At 64.6% G+C, this 14,192-nt stretch carries 18 protein-coding genes; 7 read left to right on the top strand and 11 right to left on the bottom strand.

Features of this window, described 5'->3' with window-relative positions; genetic code table 11:
- Nucleotides 1-50 precede the first annotated feature (50 nt).
- Nucleotides 51-1,883, top strand: coding sequence for an AMP-dependent synthetase/ligase (locus AAEO60_RS14315; protein ID WP_341674388.1), 1,833 nt, complete (start codon nt 51-53; stop codon nt 1,881-1,883).
- Here the strand turns inward: AAEO60_RS14315 and AAEO60_RS14310 are convergent.
- The 4 genes from AAEO60_RS14310 to AAEO60_RS14295 all read right to left on the bottom strand — a co-directional run bounded on the left by AAEO60_RS14310 (nt 1,877) and on the right by AAEO60_RS14295 (nt 4,495).
- Nucleotides 1,877-2,413 (bottom strand): hypothetical protein, encoded by a 537-nt coding sequence (locus AAEO60_RS14310; RefSeq protein ID WP_341674387.1) that lies wholly within the window; start codon nt 2,411-2,413, stop codon nt 1,877-1,879. The genes AAEO60_RS14315 and AAEO60_RS14310 overlap by 7 nt on opposite strands.
- Nucleotides 2,410-2,943 carry a hypothetical protein gene (locus AAEO60_RS14305; protein WP_341674386.1) on the bottom strand — a complete coding sequence of 178 codons (534 nt, stop codon included), beginning with the start codon at nt 2,941-2,943 and terminating at the stop codon, nt 2,410-2,412. The genes AAEO60_RS14310 and AAEO60_RS14305 overlap by 4 nt, the downstream gene beginning before the upstream one ends.
- Before the next feature lie 175 nt (nt 2,944-3,118).
- Nucleotides 3,119-4,105 (bottom strand): sulfur carrier protein ThiS, encoded by a 987-nt coding sequence (gene thiS, locus AAEO60_RS14300; RefSeq protein WP_341674385.1) that lies wholly within the window; start codon nt 4,103-4,105, stop codon nt 3,119-3,121.
- 21 nt (nt 4,106-4,126) lie between these two features.
- Nucleotides 4,127-4,495 carry a MerC domain-containing protein gene (locus tag AAEO60_RS14295; RefSeq protein ID WP_341674384.1) on the bottom strand — a complete coding sequence of 123 codons (369 nt, stop codon included), beginning with the start codon at nt 4,493-4,495 and terminating at the stop codon, nt 4,127-4,129.
- 128 nt (nt 4,496-4,623) lie between these two features.
- On the opposite strand from AAEO60_RS14295, the gene AAEO60_RS14290 reads away from it, so the two are divergent.
- The 5 genes from AAEO60_RS14290 to rpsI all read left to right on the top strand — a co-directional run bounded on the left by AAEO60_RS14290 (nt 4,624) and on the right by rpsI (nt 7,920).
- Nucleotides 4,624-5,673 carry a COX15/CtaA family protein gene (locus AAEO60_RS14290; protein ID WP_341674382.1) on the top strand — a complete coding sequence of 350 codons (1,050 nt, stop codon included), beginning with the start codon at nt 4,624-4,626 and terminating at the stop codon, nt 5,671-5,673.
- Nucleotides 5,670-6,005 carry a divalent-cation tolerance protein CutA gene (gene cutA / locus AAEO60_RS14285; RefSeq protein WP_341674381.1) on the top strand — a complete coding sequence of 112 codons (336 nt, stop codon included), beginning with the start codon at nt 5,670-5,672 and terminating at the stop codon, nt 6,003-6,005. Before AAEO60_RS14290 ends, cutA begins: the two co-directional genes overlap by 4 nt.
- Complete coding sequence (locus AAEO60_RS14280) at nt 6,005-6,736, top strand: hypothetical protein (RefSeq protein ID WP_341674380.1); 732 nt, start codon at nt 6,005-6,007, stop codon at nt 6,734-6,736. The genes cutA and AAEO60_RS14280 overlap by 1 nt, the downstream gene beginning before the upstream one ends.
- Before the next feature lie 168 nt (nt 6,737-6,904).
- Nucleotides 6,905-7,384: a 50S ribosomal protein L13 gene (gene rplM / locus AAEO60_RS14275; RefSeq protein WP_341674379.1), complete on the top strand. Its 480-nt coding sequence runs from the start codon at nt 6,905-6,907 to the stop codon at nt 7,382-7,384.
- A complete protein-coding gene (gene rpsI / locus AAEO60_RS14270; RefSeq protein WP_341674378.1) occupies nt 7,384-7,920 on the top strand; it encodes a 30S ribosomal protein S9 in 537 nt (178 codons plus the stop codon). Before rplM ends, rpsI begins: the two co-directional genes overlap by 1 nt.
- Before the next feature lie 87 nt (nt 7,921-8,007).
- Here the strand turns inward: rpsI and AAEO60_RS14265 are convergent, their stop codons facing one another.
- The 5 genes from AAEO60_RS14265 to AAEO60_RS14245 form a co-directional block, all read right to left on the bottom strand.
- Entirely contained in the window at nt 8,008-8,382 is a 375-nt protein-coding gene (locus tag AAEO60_RS14265) for a response regulator (RefSeq protein ID WP_341674377.1), read from the bottom strand.
- A gap of 76 nt (nt 8,383-8,458) precedes the next feature.
- Nucleotides 8,459-9,451 carry an isoaspartyl peptidase/L-asparaginase family protein gene (locus tag AAEO60_RS14260; protein WP_341674376.1) on the bottom strand — a complete coding sequence of 331 codons (993 nt, stop codon included), beginning with the start codon at nt 9,449-9,451 and terminating at the stop codon, nt 8,459-8,461.
- 18 nt (nt 9,452-9,469) lie between these two features.
- On the bottom strand, nt 9,470-10,327 hold the full coding sequence (locus AAEO60_RS14255; protein ID WP_341674375.1) for a metallophosphoesterase family protein: 858 nt from the start codon (nt 10,325-10,327) through the stop codon (nt 9,470-9,472).
- Nucleotides 10,320-11,174, bottom strand: a complete 855-nt coding sequence (locus AAEO60_RS14250; protein WP_341674373.1) for a diacylglycerol/lipid kinase family protein — start codon at nt 11,172-11,174, stop codon at nt 10,320-10,322. The genes AAEO60_RS14255 and AAEO60_RS14250 overlap by 8 nt, the downstream gene beginning before the upstream one ends.
- Before the next feature lie 36 nt (nt 11,175-11,210).
- Complete coding sequence (locus AAEO60_RS14245; protein WP_341674372.1) at nt 11,211-11,477, bottom strand: hypothetical protein; 267 nt, start codon at nt 11,475-11,477, stop codon at nt 11,211-11,213.
- A gap of 264 nt (nt 11,478-11,741) precedes the next feature.
- Here AAEO60_RS14245 and AAEO60_RS14240 point away from each other — a divergent pair, with 264 nt between their 5' ends.
- Nucleotides 11,742-12,077, top strand: a complete 336-nt coding sequence (locus AAEO60_RS14240) for a UrcA family protein (RefSeq protein WP_341674371.1) — start codon at nt 11,742-11,744, stop codon at nt 12,075-12,077.
- Nucleotides 12,078-12,165: 88 nt separating this feature from the next.
- On the opposite strand, the gene AAEO60_RS14235 is transcribed toward AAEO60_RS14240, so the two are convergent.
- Together AAEO60_RS14235 and AAEO60_RS14230 are read right to left on the bottom strand one after the other, a co-directional pair.
- Nucleotides 12,166-12,915: a LytR/AlgR family response regulator transcription factor gene (locus AAEO60_RS14235; protein ID WP_341674370.1), complete on the bottom strand. Its 750-nt coding sequence runs from the start codon at nt 12,913-12,915 to the stop codon at nt 12,166-12,168.
- Nucleotides 12,912-14,099 (bottom strand): sensor histidine kinase, encoded by a 1,188-nt coding sequence (locus AAEO60_RS14230; protein WP_341674369.1) that lies wholly within the window; start codon nt 14,097-14,099, stop codon nt 12,912-12,914. The genes AAEO60_RS14235 and AAEO60_RS14230 overlap by 4 nt, the downstream gene beginning before the upstream one ends.
- Nucleotides 14,100-14,192 lie beyond the last annotated feature (93 nt).

Below are 14,192 nucleotides of genomic sequence, written 5' to 3'. Positions count from 1 at the left end.
CAGCAGGCTTGCCCGCAAGCGAGCAGCGCCCTAACTCACGAAGGCAAGATATGGCCGGGACAACCGGCATCAGGGAGAATGACCGCGTGCAGCTCGCCGATATCGACAATGCCCAAAGCCTTGTAGCCCTGTTCCTGCAGCGCGCTGACGAACAGGGTGACAAGCCCTTCCTCACCGCCAAGATCGACGGGGTCTGGACGCCGATATCCTACGCCGAAGCCGCGCGGCAGGTTTGCGTCATGGCGGAAAACCTGCGCGGTCTGGGCCTGCAGCCGGGCGAGCGCGTGGTGATTGTCTCCGAGAACCGTCCGGAATGGTGCATTGCCGACCTCGCCATCATGGCCGCAGGCTGCGTCACCACGCCCGCTTACACCACCAACACGCAGCGCGATCACGCACACATCCTCGACGATTCGGGCGCCAGCGCCGTGATCGTCTCCGACGGCAAGCTGGCCAAGTCGCTGTTCCCCGCGATCATGGATACCGGCAAGGTGCGCGACGTGGTGGTGATGGCAGGGGTGTCGACCGCGCAGTCCGGCTCGTTCAACCTGCACCGCTGGGGAGACATGGTGACGGGCGACGCCGAAGCTGCGCGCGCCGCCGTGGACGCCCGCATTGCCCCGCTCACCCGCGACGACATGGCCTGCATCATCTATACCAGCGGCACCAGCGGCGCGCCGCGCGGGGTCATGCTCCACCACGGAGCCATCCTGCACAATGCCGGTGCCGCCGCCAACCTGCTCAGCCGCGAATTCGGCTGGGGCGAGGAGCGCTTCCTCTCCTTCCTGCCGCTGAGCCACGCGATGGAGCATACGGCTGGCCTTTACCTGCCCATCGGCCTTGGCGCGGACATCTGGTTTGCCGAAGGCCTGGACAAGCTTTCAAGCAATCTCGAGGAAGCCCGGCCCACCTTCATGATCGTCGTACCGCGCCTGTTCGAAGTGCTGCGCGACAAGATGATGAAAACCATCGCCAAGCAGGGGAAGCTGGCCAGGTTCCTGCTCAGCCGCGCCTTGCGCCTCGGCGAACGGCAAGGTGCCGGACGTACCGGCTTGCTGTCCAAGCCTGACGAGCTGCTGCTCAGCGCCACCCTGCGCCCGAAGATCCGCCAACGCTTTGGCGGCCGGATCAAGGCGCTGGTGTCAGGCGGTGCGCCGCTCAATCCCGAAGTCGGCGGTTTCTTCCAGGCCATGGGTCTCACCATGCTGCAAGGCTATGGCCAGACCGAAAGCGCGCCGGTGGCGGCGGTCAACCTGCCCAGCGTGGGCATCAAGCTCGACACCGTCGGCCCGCCGCTGCGCGGGGTCGAGGTGAAGATCGCCGAGGACGGCGAGATCCTGCTCAAGGGCGAGCTGGTCATGAAGGGCTACTGGCGGCGCCCGGAAGACACCGCGCGCACCATTATCGATGGTTGGCTACACACGGGCGACGTGGGGCACCTGGACGAAAAGGGCCGCATAAAGATCACCGATCGCAAGAAGGACATCATCGTCAACGACAAGGGCGACAACGTCGCGCCGCAGAAGCTCGAAGGCATGCTGACGCTGCAGCCGGAGATCAGCCAGGTGATGGTTTCCGGTGACAAGAAGCCCTACATGGTCGCACTTATCGTGCCTGACGCGGACTGGGTGCTGCAATGGGCGCGCGACAACGACGAGAAGTTCGACATGGAGGCCCTGCAGGACCTGCCCGCCTTCCGCAGCGCGATGAAGGCCGCGATCGACCGCACCAACATGGACCTGTCGGTGATCGAGAAGATCCGCAAGTTCACCTTCGCCGACGAGCCCTTCAGCGTCGACAACAACATGATGACCCCGACGATGAAAATCCGCCGGGTGCAGATCAGGGAAGTCTACCAGGAGCGGCTGGACGCGCTTTATTGATCTCGCTGGGCCACAGCCTGCTGCTGTGCGCCAGTCAGATGCTCGCGGAGATTGCCCAGCCGACTAGAGAGGTTCTCGAACGCAGCTTGGAGGCGATCCATGAAATCCAGGGCCTCTTTTTCCAACAATGGCCAGCGGTAATCCGTCCCCTCGTTGGAACGATAGACCCTCGCGTCGATTAGGAGGACCCATTGGCGTTCTCGATCAAGCGAAACCCGCATGATCCCGTGTGCCAGGTAGAATCGGTTTTGTTCGACCTCTTTCCATTCCGCGATGGCATTATTTAGACCTCTCTTGAGCTTGGACGGCACGGCCCCCCTGCCAATAGCTGCCTCAAGCTCACCCAGGCGGTTGCCAGCCAGATGGTCGATTGACGAAGTCAGGCCGACTTCGCGTGCAACTTCCAGCGTCTTTGAGACGGTGCGTTCGGCACGAGAATAGAGGTCGAGGCACTTTCCGCGCCATTCATTGGGAGCGATTCCCTGTTTCGGAATTGGAACGGCGAACTGGTCGCCATCTATGACGTTCACGCCGCCTCCGCTTCGACCTTTTCCGGGAAGAAGGCCGGTTCGCGCTTGGACCACGCAGGCGCGGTGGCAGCAGCCTCGCTCAGCGATTGCAGCAGCACGCGGCGGCGTTCGGGGCGGATTTGCGGCAGGGCCGCGGCACCGCAGAAGGCCGCCGGCAGGTGCGGGCGCACCGCAGCGCCCAGCAGGCGTTCGTAGAGGAAACGATAGGCCGAGAAGCTGTCGAGCTGTTCTTGCGCGAGGTCCTGCGCGGAGATGCGCAGCAGGGTGCCCATGAACTCTTCGACCCCGTCGAAGCCTTCCTTGTCGCCCGGAATCAGCGCGCGCAGGTGCCTGAGCTCGCGGTAGGCAAGGTACTGGCTGCGGATGGTGCGCTGGTCCTCGCTGTTGCGGCTCCAGGCCTTGAACGCGTCAGCGCGGCCAAGCGCGATATCGAGCGAGCGTTCGATGAACAGCTGCTCTTCCGCCGTAAACCCGGCGAACTCGCGCATTTCGGCGATGGTCAGCGAAAACGATGTGTCGGCGTAACCCATGAACGGTGTTTCCCTTGCGGTCCGTAGAGCAAGGTCTGCGCCGTTATGGTTAACATCCCGTGTAGGGAAATGGAGGGAAGCTGATTGGTTCTTGTCTTGCTCTCGCGCCTCCGCGCGAGCGTCCTCGGTGCTGTTCGCTCCGCTTCGCTGCGCGACCGTGTCCCCCGCCCAGCCGCTAAATCAATCCGGCAAGAGGACTCGACGGATCAGCATACTTGCGCCGACCCATGCGCCCCGAAAGGTAGGCCTCGCGGCCGGCTTCCACCGCCAGCTTCATTGCGCGGGCCATGCGGATCGGGTCCTTGGCCTCGGCAATGGCAGTGTTCATCAGCACGCCGTCGCAGCCCAGCTCCATGGCCACGGCTGCATCGGACGCCGTGCCGACGCCCGCATCGACCAGCACCGGCACATTGGCGCCTTCGACGATCAGGCGGATGGTCACCTGGTTCTGGATGCCGAGGCCGGAGCCGATCGGCGCGCCCAGCGGCATGACCGCCACGGCGCCCACATCTTCGAGTTGCTTGGCGGCGATCGGATCGTCGGTGCAGTAGACCATCGGCTTGAAGCCTTCCTTCGCCAGCACTTCACAGGCGCGGATGGTCTCGACCATGTTGGGGTAGAGCGTCTTCGCCTCGCCCAGCACTTCCAGCTTCACCAGGTCCCAGCCACCCGCCTCGCGCGCCAGCCGCAGGGTGCGGATCGCGTCTTCGGCAGTGAAGCAGCCTGCGGTGTTGGGGAGGTAGGTGATCTTCTTGGGGTCGATATAGTCCATCAGCACCGGCTGGCTGGGATCGGAAATGTTCACCCGGCGCACGGCCACGGTGACGATCTCCGCACCCGATGCCTCCACCGCGGCGGCGTTCTGGGCGAAGTCCTTGTACTTGCCCGTGCCCACGATCAGGCGGCTGTTGAAGCGGTGCCCGGCCACCTCCCAGCCGTCATCCGCGGCACCGGAGCCGCCGCCAACGAAGTGGACGATCTCCAGCTGGTCCCCGTCCGCCAGGGCGGCCTCCTCCAGCGTCGAGCGCGGGGCGATCTCGCCATTGTGTTCGACAGCCACCTTCTCGGGTTTCAGACCGAGTTCGCGCACGAGGTCGGCAATGGTGTTGGCGGCGGTGTGTCGGGCATCGCCGTTTACGACAAGGGAAATGGTGCTGGTCATCACCAGCGCACATAGAGCCTGTCAGGCGTGGCGCAAGTTGAGGATGTGTCCGGCGGCCACCAGCGTGACACCGATCATCGTGAACACCGCTTCTTCAAACCCGTGCCCCACGGCAAGCGCGCCGCCCATGAAGGTGAGGCCCGACATGGCGACAACGAAGGGCATGGCCCGGCGATGACGCAAGGCGCCAAGGCCGATGGCTGTCCCTGCGACAATGGTCGCCAGCAGCAGGCCCCAACGGTGGATCGCGGGATCAAGCAGGAAGGTTCCGCCCAGCCCCAGTCCGGCAACCAGCAGCAGGCCGAGTACGCAGTGCACGAGGCACAGCGCAGAGAGCATGACGCCAGCGCGGTCGAGTCGGCCGCGAATCCAGGGAGTGATCGAACCCATGCGCGTCCATGTATGTAACATGATAACATTGCGCAAGGGTGCGATGGCCACTCGAAGCAAGATTCCTTGCCATGTTGGCTATCGTGCAACTTGCGATTTGCCGTCATAGGAGGCAAGTCAGCGCGGCAATGAGCCCCCACGACATCCAAGCTGCCGAACCGGCATCGACAATCCGCCCACTCGCGCTGGCGCGCTGGCTGTTCGTGGTCGCCGCCATGGTCACGCTGATGGTGATGGTCGGCGGCATTACCCGCCTTACCGAGAGCGGTCTTTCAATCACCCAGTGGAACCCGGTCTCTGGCGCCATTCCCCCGCTCAGCGAAGCGGACTGGCAGGCCGAGTTCGCGCTCTACCAGCAGACCGGCGAATACCAGAACGTCTCCGGGCCGGCGGGCATGGACCTGGAGGCCTTCAAGTTCATTTTCTTCTGGGAGTGGTTCCACCGCTTGCTGGGCCGCCTGATCGGCCTCGCCTTTGCCGTGCCGCTGGCATGGTTCTGGGTGAAGCAGGCGATTCCCGCCGGATATAAGCCGCGCCTGCTGGCCCTGTTGGCGCTGGGCGGCATGCAAGGCGCGTTCGGCTGGTTCATGGTCCGCTCGGGCCTGGGCGGGGAGATGACCGACGTTTCGCACTTCTGGCTGTCGATCCACTTGCTCACCGCCCTGTTCACCCTGTCCGGCCTCGTATGGACCGCACTCGACCTGCGCCAGCTGGCGGCGCGCGGAGAGAACGCGCCGGCCCGCCTGACCGGCTTGGCGGTCATCGTGGCCGTGGTCCTGTTCGTCCAACTGCTGCTCGGCGCATGGGTGGCAGGACTCAACGCCGGCCTCGCTTCCGACACCTGGCCACTGATGCAGGGTCGCCTCGTCCCCGAGGCTGACTGGTCAAGGGGCGCGTTCTGGACTTTTACCCACGATCCCTTCTTCATCCATTTCCTGCACCGCTGGTGGGCCTGGGTGGCCGTCGCCGCGTTGATCGTGATGGCGCGCAAGGTGCGGGCCGCGCGTAGGCAGGCCTCGATAGCCATTCACAGCGCCTTCGGGATCCAGATCATCCTCGGGATTGCCACCGTGCTCACAGGCGTGGATCTATGGCTGGCAGTTGCCCACCAGCTGGTCGGTGCGCTGCTGGTCGCGGCTACGGCCTGGGGGGCGCACGTCCTCGGACGCAAGGCGTGAGCGAAGCTGGCGCAGCCTTGATCTGGTCCCCGTTCGACAGCCAGGCCGATGCGGAACAGGTGGCCCGCACCCTGGTGGAAGAAGGGCTTGTCGCCTGCGCCAACATTGTCCCTCACCTTACTTCGATTTTCCGCTATAATGGGCAGGTGCAGCAGGCCAGCGAAGTCGGCGCCCTGTTCAAGACCGACGCGCGATTGCTCGAGCGGGCCACAACGCGACTGGCAGAACTGCACCCGTACCAAACCCCGGCCATCTGCGGCTGGAAGGCAGACAGCGCTCCGCACGAGACGCGCACCTGGTTGGCCGAATTGGTGGATAGGGATAACGCGTGATGAACCGCACTGACAGGCGAACCATGATGCAACTGGCCGCGCTGGCCGCCATTGCCCCGGCTTGCGCAGTCCCCGCTCACGCCAGCTCGGCAAACCAGCTGATCGCTCCGCCGTCCGGGCCGATGCGCTACAGCCGCACCGCGGTGCGCGACATGATTGACGGTACGCATTTTACCGTGTGCCGGCAGTTCGTGGTCGACTTCCGCCAGTTCGCTGGCGGCTTCATGATGCACGGGACACAGGAAACGGTCTCGGTCGATGCCCCGGCCGCGCTGGCCCGATTTGCGGCTCTGGAACAGTCGCGCGACGAGAGCGGCCTGTTCCCGATCGCGCTCGACCCGTACGGCCAGATTCTCTCTGCCGATGTCGCACCGAGTACAGGTGACAATTTGCGCCAGGCGGTCGACTATGCGCTGGCAGAGATCGCCCGCCAGCCGATCGCGCCGGAAGAACGCGCAGCGCTTGCAGCCTATGCTACCGCCCTCCAGCAGGCCAGCCAGCGGGTCATCGCCCACTTGCCGGTGGACCTGTTCGCACCGGCCCCGACCCCGCGCCACGAGGAGCGCCGCGTGGCCTTGCCCGGAGGCGGCGAAGGCCTGGTGGCCAGCAGCTTCGGCGGCGTCCGCAACCAGCAGACCGGCTTGATGCGCAGCGCCGAACGCGAAGTCGTGACCGTGGTCGCCGGCTCCAGCAAGCGGCTGCACGAAGAGTGGTCGCTCGACCTGCTATGACACCTGCCCACGTATTCACGGTATTATTTTACCTCTACGCTAAGCCGCGGAATCGCTTGACTTGCGACAGGTAAAGCGACAAATGGCCGCCTTCGCTGGGCTGGCGGGGAATCACTCCCGGCCAGCAGGCGGCGATCCAATCGCACCTGAGATTTAAGGAAGACAGCCATGAAGGCTCTGAGCAAGACCACCCGGTCGATCAAGCCGGCCGAGGTCGAAAAGAACTGGCACCTGATTGACGCCGAAGGGCTCGTCGTCGGCCGGGTCGCCACGATCATCGCCAACATCCTGCGCGGCAAGCACAAGCCGAGCTACACCCCGCATGTCGATTGCGGCGATCACGTGGTCGTCATCAACGCCGACAAGGTGCAGTTCACCGGCAACAAGGCCGGCAAGAAGCACTACTACAAGCACACCGGCTATGCTGGCGGCCTGAAGGACGTGACGGCAGACAAGGTCCTCGCCGGTCGCTTCCCCGAGCGCGTGCTGGAAAAGGCTGTCGAGCGCATGGTTCCGCGCGGTCCGCTGGGCCGTGCCCAGATGAAGAACCTGCACCTCTATAACGGCACCGAGCACCCGCATGACGGCCAGAAGCCCGAAGTGCTCGACGTTGCCTCGATGAACCGCAAGAACAAGGTGTCCGCATAATGGCTACCGAAGAAAACAACACCGCCAACGATCTCTCCGATCTGAAGGACGTGGTGGGTGATGCACCCGCTGCCGACGCTGGCGCTACCGAAGGCGAAGCCACCCCGGCTGCTCCCGCCGCGCCGCTGCGCGAGCAGGAACTCGATGCCCAGGGCCGCGCCTATGCCACCGGCCGCCGCAAGGACGCCACCGCTCGCGTGTGGATCAAGCCCGGCACCGGCAAGGTCACCGTCAACGGCCGTGACCAGGAAATCTATTTCGCGCGTCCGACGCTGCGTCTGGTGATCAACCAGCCGTTCGCCATCGCCGAGCGTGAAGGCCAGTACGACGTGGTCTGCACCGTTACCGGTGGCGGTCTCTCGGGCCAGGCCGGTGCGGTCAAGCACGGCATCAGCCAGGCGCTGACCCGCTACGAACCCGCGCTGCGCGCAGTCATCAAGGCCGCCGGCTTCCTCACCCGCGACAGCCGCGTGGTGGAGCGCAAGAAGTACGGCAAGGCCAAGGCCCGCCGCAGCTTCCAGTTCTCGAAGCGCTAATTTGCTTCCAACCAGTTTCCTCGACGGAGGAAAATGCGAAGGGCGGCCCCCACGAAGGGTCGCCCTTTTTGCTGTGCGGTTCAATTCCTACGCGGCAGGTGCCAGCAGGGCGTCGATCTCGCGCGTCAGCGTGTCGATCGATAGCGGCTTGGCGAGGTAGGAGCGCGCGCCGGCCTTGCGGATTTCCGCCTCGTCACGCCGACCGGCAAAAGCGGTGATGGCCAGAATCGGGATATTTGCCGTCGCCGGATTGCCAGCGATCTGGCGGATCAACTTGCGGCCCGAGACATTGGGCAGGTGGATATCCATGGTAATGAGATCCGGCGCGAAACTTTCGACGGCCTCAAGCACGCGCGCGCCATCGTCTACCAGCATCAGCTCGTAGCCGCGTTGCTGCAGGACGGCCTCGTAGAACATGCGGTTCAGCAGGTCGTCCTCAACGATGAGGACTTTGGTTGCCATACGAAGCAAGTACGCTTCACGACGCTTTCAGGTGTTAACGCTGCGACCATTCGCCGCAGGAAAACGCCGAACTGCCTTATTCGTCGCCGTAAATGGCCACCAGCGGCTCCGAACCGGCCTCGGCCATGCCCCGATACATGCCTGCGGTGTTGAACGAAAAGGCCCAGTCGCCGTCCGCACTCAGCACGATCACGCCGCCCGTGCCACCCAGCTCCAGCGTCTCCGCCTGGACGAAATCGGCGGCCTCCTGCGGGCTTTCGCCAAGGAAGCGGATGCGTGCGCAGATCTCGTGCGCCACGCCTTCGCGGATGTAGTACTCGCCCGCGCCAGTGGCCGAGACCGCGCAGGCGCGGTTGTCGGCATAGGTGCCCGCACCGATCACCGGCGAATCGCCCACGCGACCGTAGAGCTTGCCCGTGGTGCCACCGGTCGAGGTGCCCGCAGCGAGGTTGCCTTCCATGTCGATCGCGACGGCACCCACGGTGCCGAACTTGAAGTCCGCCCCGGCAAGGTCGCCGGCATCGGACAGGTCGCGCGCGAGGAAGCGCTGCAACTGGTCATAGCGCTCCTGCGTGTAGAACCATTCGGGCGGTGCCTGCTCCAGCCCCTGTTCGAGGCTGAAGGTATCCGCGCCGCCCGAAGCCATCATCACGTGCGGGCTGTCTTCCATGACCGCGCGGGCCAGGGTGATCGGATGGCGCGTGGCAGTCACCCCGGCCACGGCCCCGGTATCGCGCGTGCGCCCGTCCATGATCGAGGAATCGAGCTCGTTGCGGCCTTCGACAGTGAACACCGCGCCCCGCCCGGCGTTGAAGTTGGGGTCGTCCTCCAGCACGCGAATGGTCGCTTCCACCGCGTCGAGGGCAGAGCCGCCCGCTGCCAACACCACGCTGCCAGTCTCCAGCGCCGAAGCCAGCGCCGCACGAATCTCGGCATCGCGTTCGGGCGTCATGTTCTCGCGCGCGATAGTTCCCGCGCCGCCATGGATTACCAGGCGCCAGTCCTGTGCCAGCGCCGGAGCCGAAACCAGCAACGCTGCAAGCGCCGCCAGCGATGCCAACCTCTTCATTGCCCCATCCCTTCCAAGTCAGTGCACCGGGGGATCGGTGCGGGGTACCTTGCCAACAGGCGCCACCGGCTCGCCCGGTTCGCGTGGCGGCATGGCGTCTTCGGGAACGTCGTCGATCATCATGTCTGCGCTGTCGACATGCTCCAGGTTGCGCACGGTCACGGTCAGCTGTCCGCCATCCCAGTGCAGCTCGTTGAAGCTCGGCGGCGTGGATCGCACACGCTGTGACAGGGTACCAGCCCCGATCATGCGGATGGAGCCGTTCACGGTCTCCTCCATGATATCGAAGGGGTCGTGCACATGGCCCGAGAGCACCGCCAACACCGGGCGCTTGACCAGCTCTTCCAGCGCCTTGCGCCCATTGCGGGTTAGCGCCGTGCCTTGCGTACCCACTTCGCGCAGCGGGTGGTGCGCGGCCACCAGTGCCTGCACCCCGTCAGGCAAGGCGTCCAGCGCCGTCAGGCAGCGTTCCAGCGCGGCATCGGTGATCCAGCCTTTCGACCAGTTGAGCCGGGGTTGCCAGCGCCGGACGGTCTTGAGCGGGACGATGGCAAGGCCGGGCAGGTCGATTTCGCGTTCTACCAGCCCGGCCATGCCTTCGAACCGCTTGTAGGGCGTGAGGAAACGCTCGACCGGGTTGAAATAGGGCATGTCGTGGTTGCCGACATCCACCGTGACCGGCACATCGAGCGCGTTGATCCAGCGGGTCGCGGCAGCGAATTCACGGTGCCGCGCCCGCATCGTCAGGTCGCCGGTGATCGCCACGGCATCGGGCCGTTTCTCGGCAATTTGCTGCACGACCCAGTCGAGCGCGCGGTTGTCCTCGAGTCCGAAATGGATGTCGGAAAGATGGAACAGCAGGCGGCGCTCAGTCATCGGCCACGCTCGCTAGCAGGTCCACTTGGCAGCGCGCCAGCACGAATTCGCAGGCAGCGCGGGTTGTCGCCGGTTCGCCATCCAGCAGCAGGTCGAGCCCCTCTCTGGCAACGCCCGCCAGGACCAATCGGTCGGTCGTGCCGAGATCATCGTACGGTCCGGACCGGAAGTCGCGATTCACCAGGGACACCAACTGCTCCACGAACCTCTCGGCGGTTTCCGCATGGTAGGCCTTCACCGCGATATGTTGGTCGTACGGCTGCAGTTGCAGCATCGGATAGCCTTCCACGCGCCCCAGCGGCGGCTCCTGGCAGCGGACCGGGTCACCGCCGAGCGTTTCGGAAAAGGCAGCTCTCGTCTCGCTCGCCACGCTGGCGACATCGACCTTCCGCATGGCCTCGCGCACCTCGTTCCAGCTGGTGCCGGGGCCGGCGAGCAGGTCTGCATAAGCGTTGCCGAGCGGACTCGCGATAATCCCGGGGCGGCGGCGGTGGACGCGCGCCGCGGCTACTGCGTCCAACACCTGGTCCATGTCCTGCTCGCCGAACAGCCGGTGATACAGGAGGTTCATCGTCCCGCCAGGCAAGACGAGGACCGCACCACTCCAGCCCGACAGTGCATCCAGTGCGGCATTTACCGTGCCATCGCCGGCGAAGATTGCGACCAGGTCAGCCCCGGCCGCATCGAGCATGGCCGGGGTCGGCAGTTCTTCAGTCGGAAAGCTGGTGCGCCAGGCAATCCGCAAGCCGCGATCTTCGCAGGCGCGGCCAAGCCCGTCGAGCGCCTCGCGATCATTCGATCCGCTGCTGTCGTTGTGGATCAGCCAGATTAGCCTGTCACTTGCCATGCATGGGAAACCGCGCGGGCTGGTGACCAGTTCCCGTCAGAATCGCCCGGTGACGATGGACCAGGCTGCCCCGACATTGACCAGGGTGTAGCCGGCGTAGAGCCACACCCAGTGGAAATGCCCCGTCTGCGCGGCATACAGCGCTCCGCAGAGCAAGCCGAATTCCAGTGCGAAGCTGGCCGCGCGCGCCAGCCGCAATGTGGCTTCGGACATGGCGGTGATGGCATTGTGCCCGCTGCCCAGCACGGCTGTGTGGCAAGCGAAGTTCCCCATGCCCAGCAGGAAGGTGATGACGAGCACCATGTTCGCGGCTCTGCCCGAATGAGGCCGCCAGCGCAAATGGTCGTTCGTGGAGCCCAGTCAGCGCTTCGTCGAACGCGACATATGCTCGTCGGATTGGCTTGCGCGCAGGTCGACCCTGTGCAGCGCAAATGGAAACAAGGGCGTATCTCCCAAATCGCACCGCAGCCGTTCCAGTCCCACCGGTTGCGGTGCGACCCCCCTGATGAAAGTGGACTGGACAAACAATGGGACTGATTGGGACATCACACTGAGGAGAGATTCCTTATGCTGACTCGCGCCCCGAACCGTTCCCGGGCTCTCACCGCCACCCTGGCCATCGCCATGTCCGCAACCGTGCTGGCGCCCGCCGCCCATGCCACCGATACCGAAGCGCGCACCGTGGTTGTCGCCCACAGCGATCTCGACCTGTCGACCGAGGAAGGCCGCGAAGCGCTCGACCGCCGGATCGACAATGCTGCCGAAGAAGCTTGCGGCTTTGGCGAGACCACGCTCGGCACCCGCGCCCGCACCCGCGAGGCACGCGACTGCTACCGCCAGGCCAAGCGCCAGCTTGAACGTCAGTTCGCCGACGTCATCAGCGCCGCCCAGCGCGGCGGGTGATCAACACTCCAGAACTGGAAAGCCAACCCGGCGAAAGGGCGCTCCAAGGGAGGGGGCGCCCTTTCTGCGTCGGGGATGTGACGAGGCCTTAACGGCCCGCCATGGCCTTTACTTTCTTGAGGTAGGTACGACCGATCCGCAGTTCCTCGCCATCAGCCAGTTCGGCTGACCAGACGCCCAACCCCTCGTGCCGCAGGCCACTGATGTGGTCACGACGCAGGATGGCCGAACGGTGGATGCGGATGAATTTCTCCGGATCGAGCTTTTCCTCGAGACCGGCGATGGTCTGCAGCAGCAGGTAGCTGGTCTCACCGACGTGCAGGCGGACATAGTCGCGTTCGGCATCGATGCGGTAAACTTCGCTGGCGTCGATGCGCAGCAACTCGGACCGGTGCGGCACCCAGAATTCGCTGAGCCAGCGATCGTCTGCGGCGGCACCATTCTCGCTGATGGCATTCCGCCGTGCGAGCGCGCGTTCGATGGCCCGTTCGAGGCGGTCCGTAGCGACCGGTTTCAGCACGTAGTCGATGGCCTCGAGGTCGAAGGCCTCGACCGCGAAATTCTCGTGCGCGGTGACGAAGATCACCGCCGGCGACTTGTCGGACTTGCCCACTTCGGCGGCGACCTGGAGGCCGTCCTTTCCGGGCATGGTCATGTCGAGCAGCAGCAGGTCCGGCGACAGCTTCTCCGACAGGCGCAGCGCCGATTCGCCGTCATTGGCCGTGCCGATCACGGTCAGCTGCGGAATCTCCGCGCAGAGTACCTGCATGCGTTCGATGGCGAGCGGCTCGTCATCGACGATCAGGGTGCGCAGGGTTTCGGGAGGATTGTCGTTCACGCGGCTACCTTTTCCTTCATTCGCATCAGCGGCATGCGCAGGTGCGTGGCATAGCCGCCGGGCACGTGGCCGGAAACCACGGTGGCGTCCTTGCCGAAGCGCGCTTCCAGCCGTTCACGCACATTGGTGAGGCCAATGCCGAAGCCGGGGCGCGTGTCGTCGCGGTCCTCGGCGCTCTGGCCATTGTCCGACACGGTCACCACCAGCCGGCCGTATTCCTCGCGCGCGGACAGCGTGATCGTCACCTGGCCGGACGACGGTGCAACGGCGTGCTTCACCGAGTTCTCGATCAGCGGCTGCAGGATCATGCCGGGGATCAGCACACTCTCCAGCTCGGCCGGGATGTCGTAGTTCGCTACCAGGCGCAGCGGGAAACGCACCGCCTCGATATCTAGGTAGAGCTTCTGCAGGTGGATCTCGTCCGCCAGCGGCACGTCCGCGGTGGTGTCGTCCGCCAGGCTGCGGCGGTAGAACGTGCTGATCATCTGGATCATCCGCTCAGCCGCTTGCGGCTTGTTGGTGAGGACCAGCGCCGACAGCGAATTGAGCGTGTTGAACAGGAAGTGCGGATTGACCTGGTAGCGCAGGCTCCGCAGTTCAGCAGCCTTGGCGGCACTGCGGAACTGCTGCTCGCGCCGTTCGGCATCACGCGCCTTCTCGCCAGTCAGCAGGGCGAGGTAGAGCGCGCACCAGGCGAGCAACATGAAATAGCGACTGAAAGCGATTTCGACGAGCTGCTGGTACGTGTTCGCCGTCACCAGCTCCGACAGGTCCGCCAGCAGGGTCTCATCGGCGTTTTCGATACCGATTTCGCGCGATGCGGCAAATTCCTGCAAGACCTTCTCGTTGAGCATGGCCTGCATGTCGGCAAAGATAATGGTGTTGGCCTGCGCGCACAGCAGGGCCGCAGGCATGGCGAACACCAGGGCCGCCGCGATTTTCACCCACAACGGCTTGCCATCGAAAGGCCGCAGCACGACCCAGAGACCCAGCGTTATGAGTATGCCCGCCGTGACAGTCAGCAGGCGCAGCCCGATCATCTGATCGGCGAATTCCATTTCCAGCAATTCGGCACGCAAGGTGACGATGACAAAATATGTCGCCCAGAGGCCGACAATCGATGCCAGTACCGTCGCAAAGGGAACGCGCGAGGTGCGGGTTTCGGGTTTTTCCGCAAAATTCATGTCCACCATTTAGCCCAGAGGTATGGCGGCAGCCAGTCTCGACAGTGGTTTCCATCGAAAGCACTGTGTCATTGGTCGATCACATATACATCC

The organism is Aurantiacibacter gilvus (genome assembly GCF_038289935.1).
GTDB lineage: Bacteria > Pseudomonadota > Alphaproteobacteria > Sphingomonadales > Sphingomonadaceae > Alteraurantiacibacter > Alteraurantiacibacter gilvus.
Note: the sequence above shows the minus strand (reverse complement) of the source record. Positions and strands in the feature narration are given on the sequence as shown.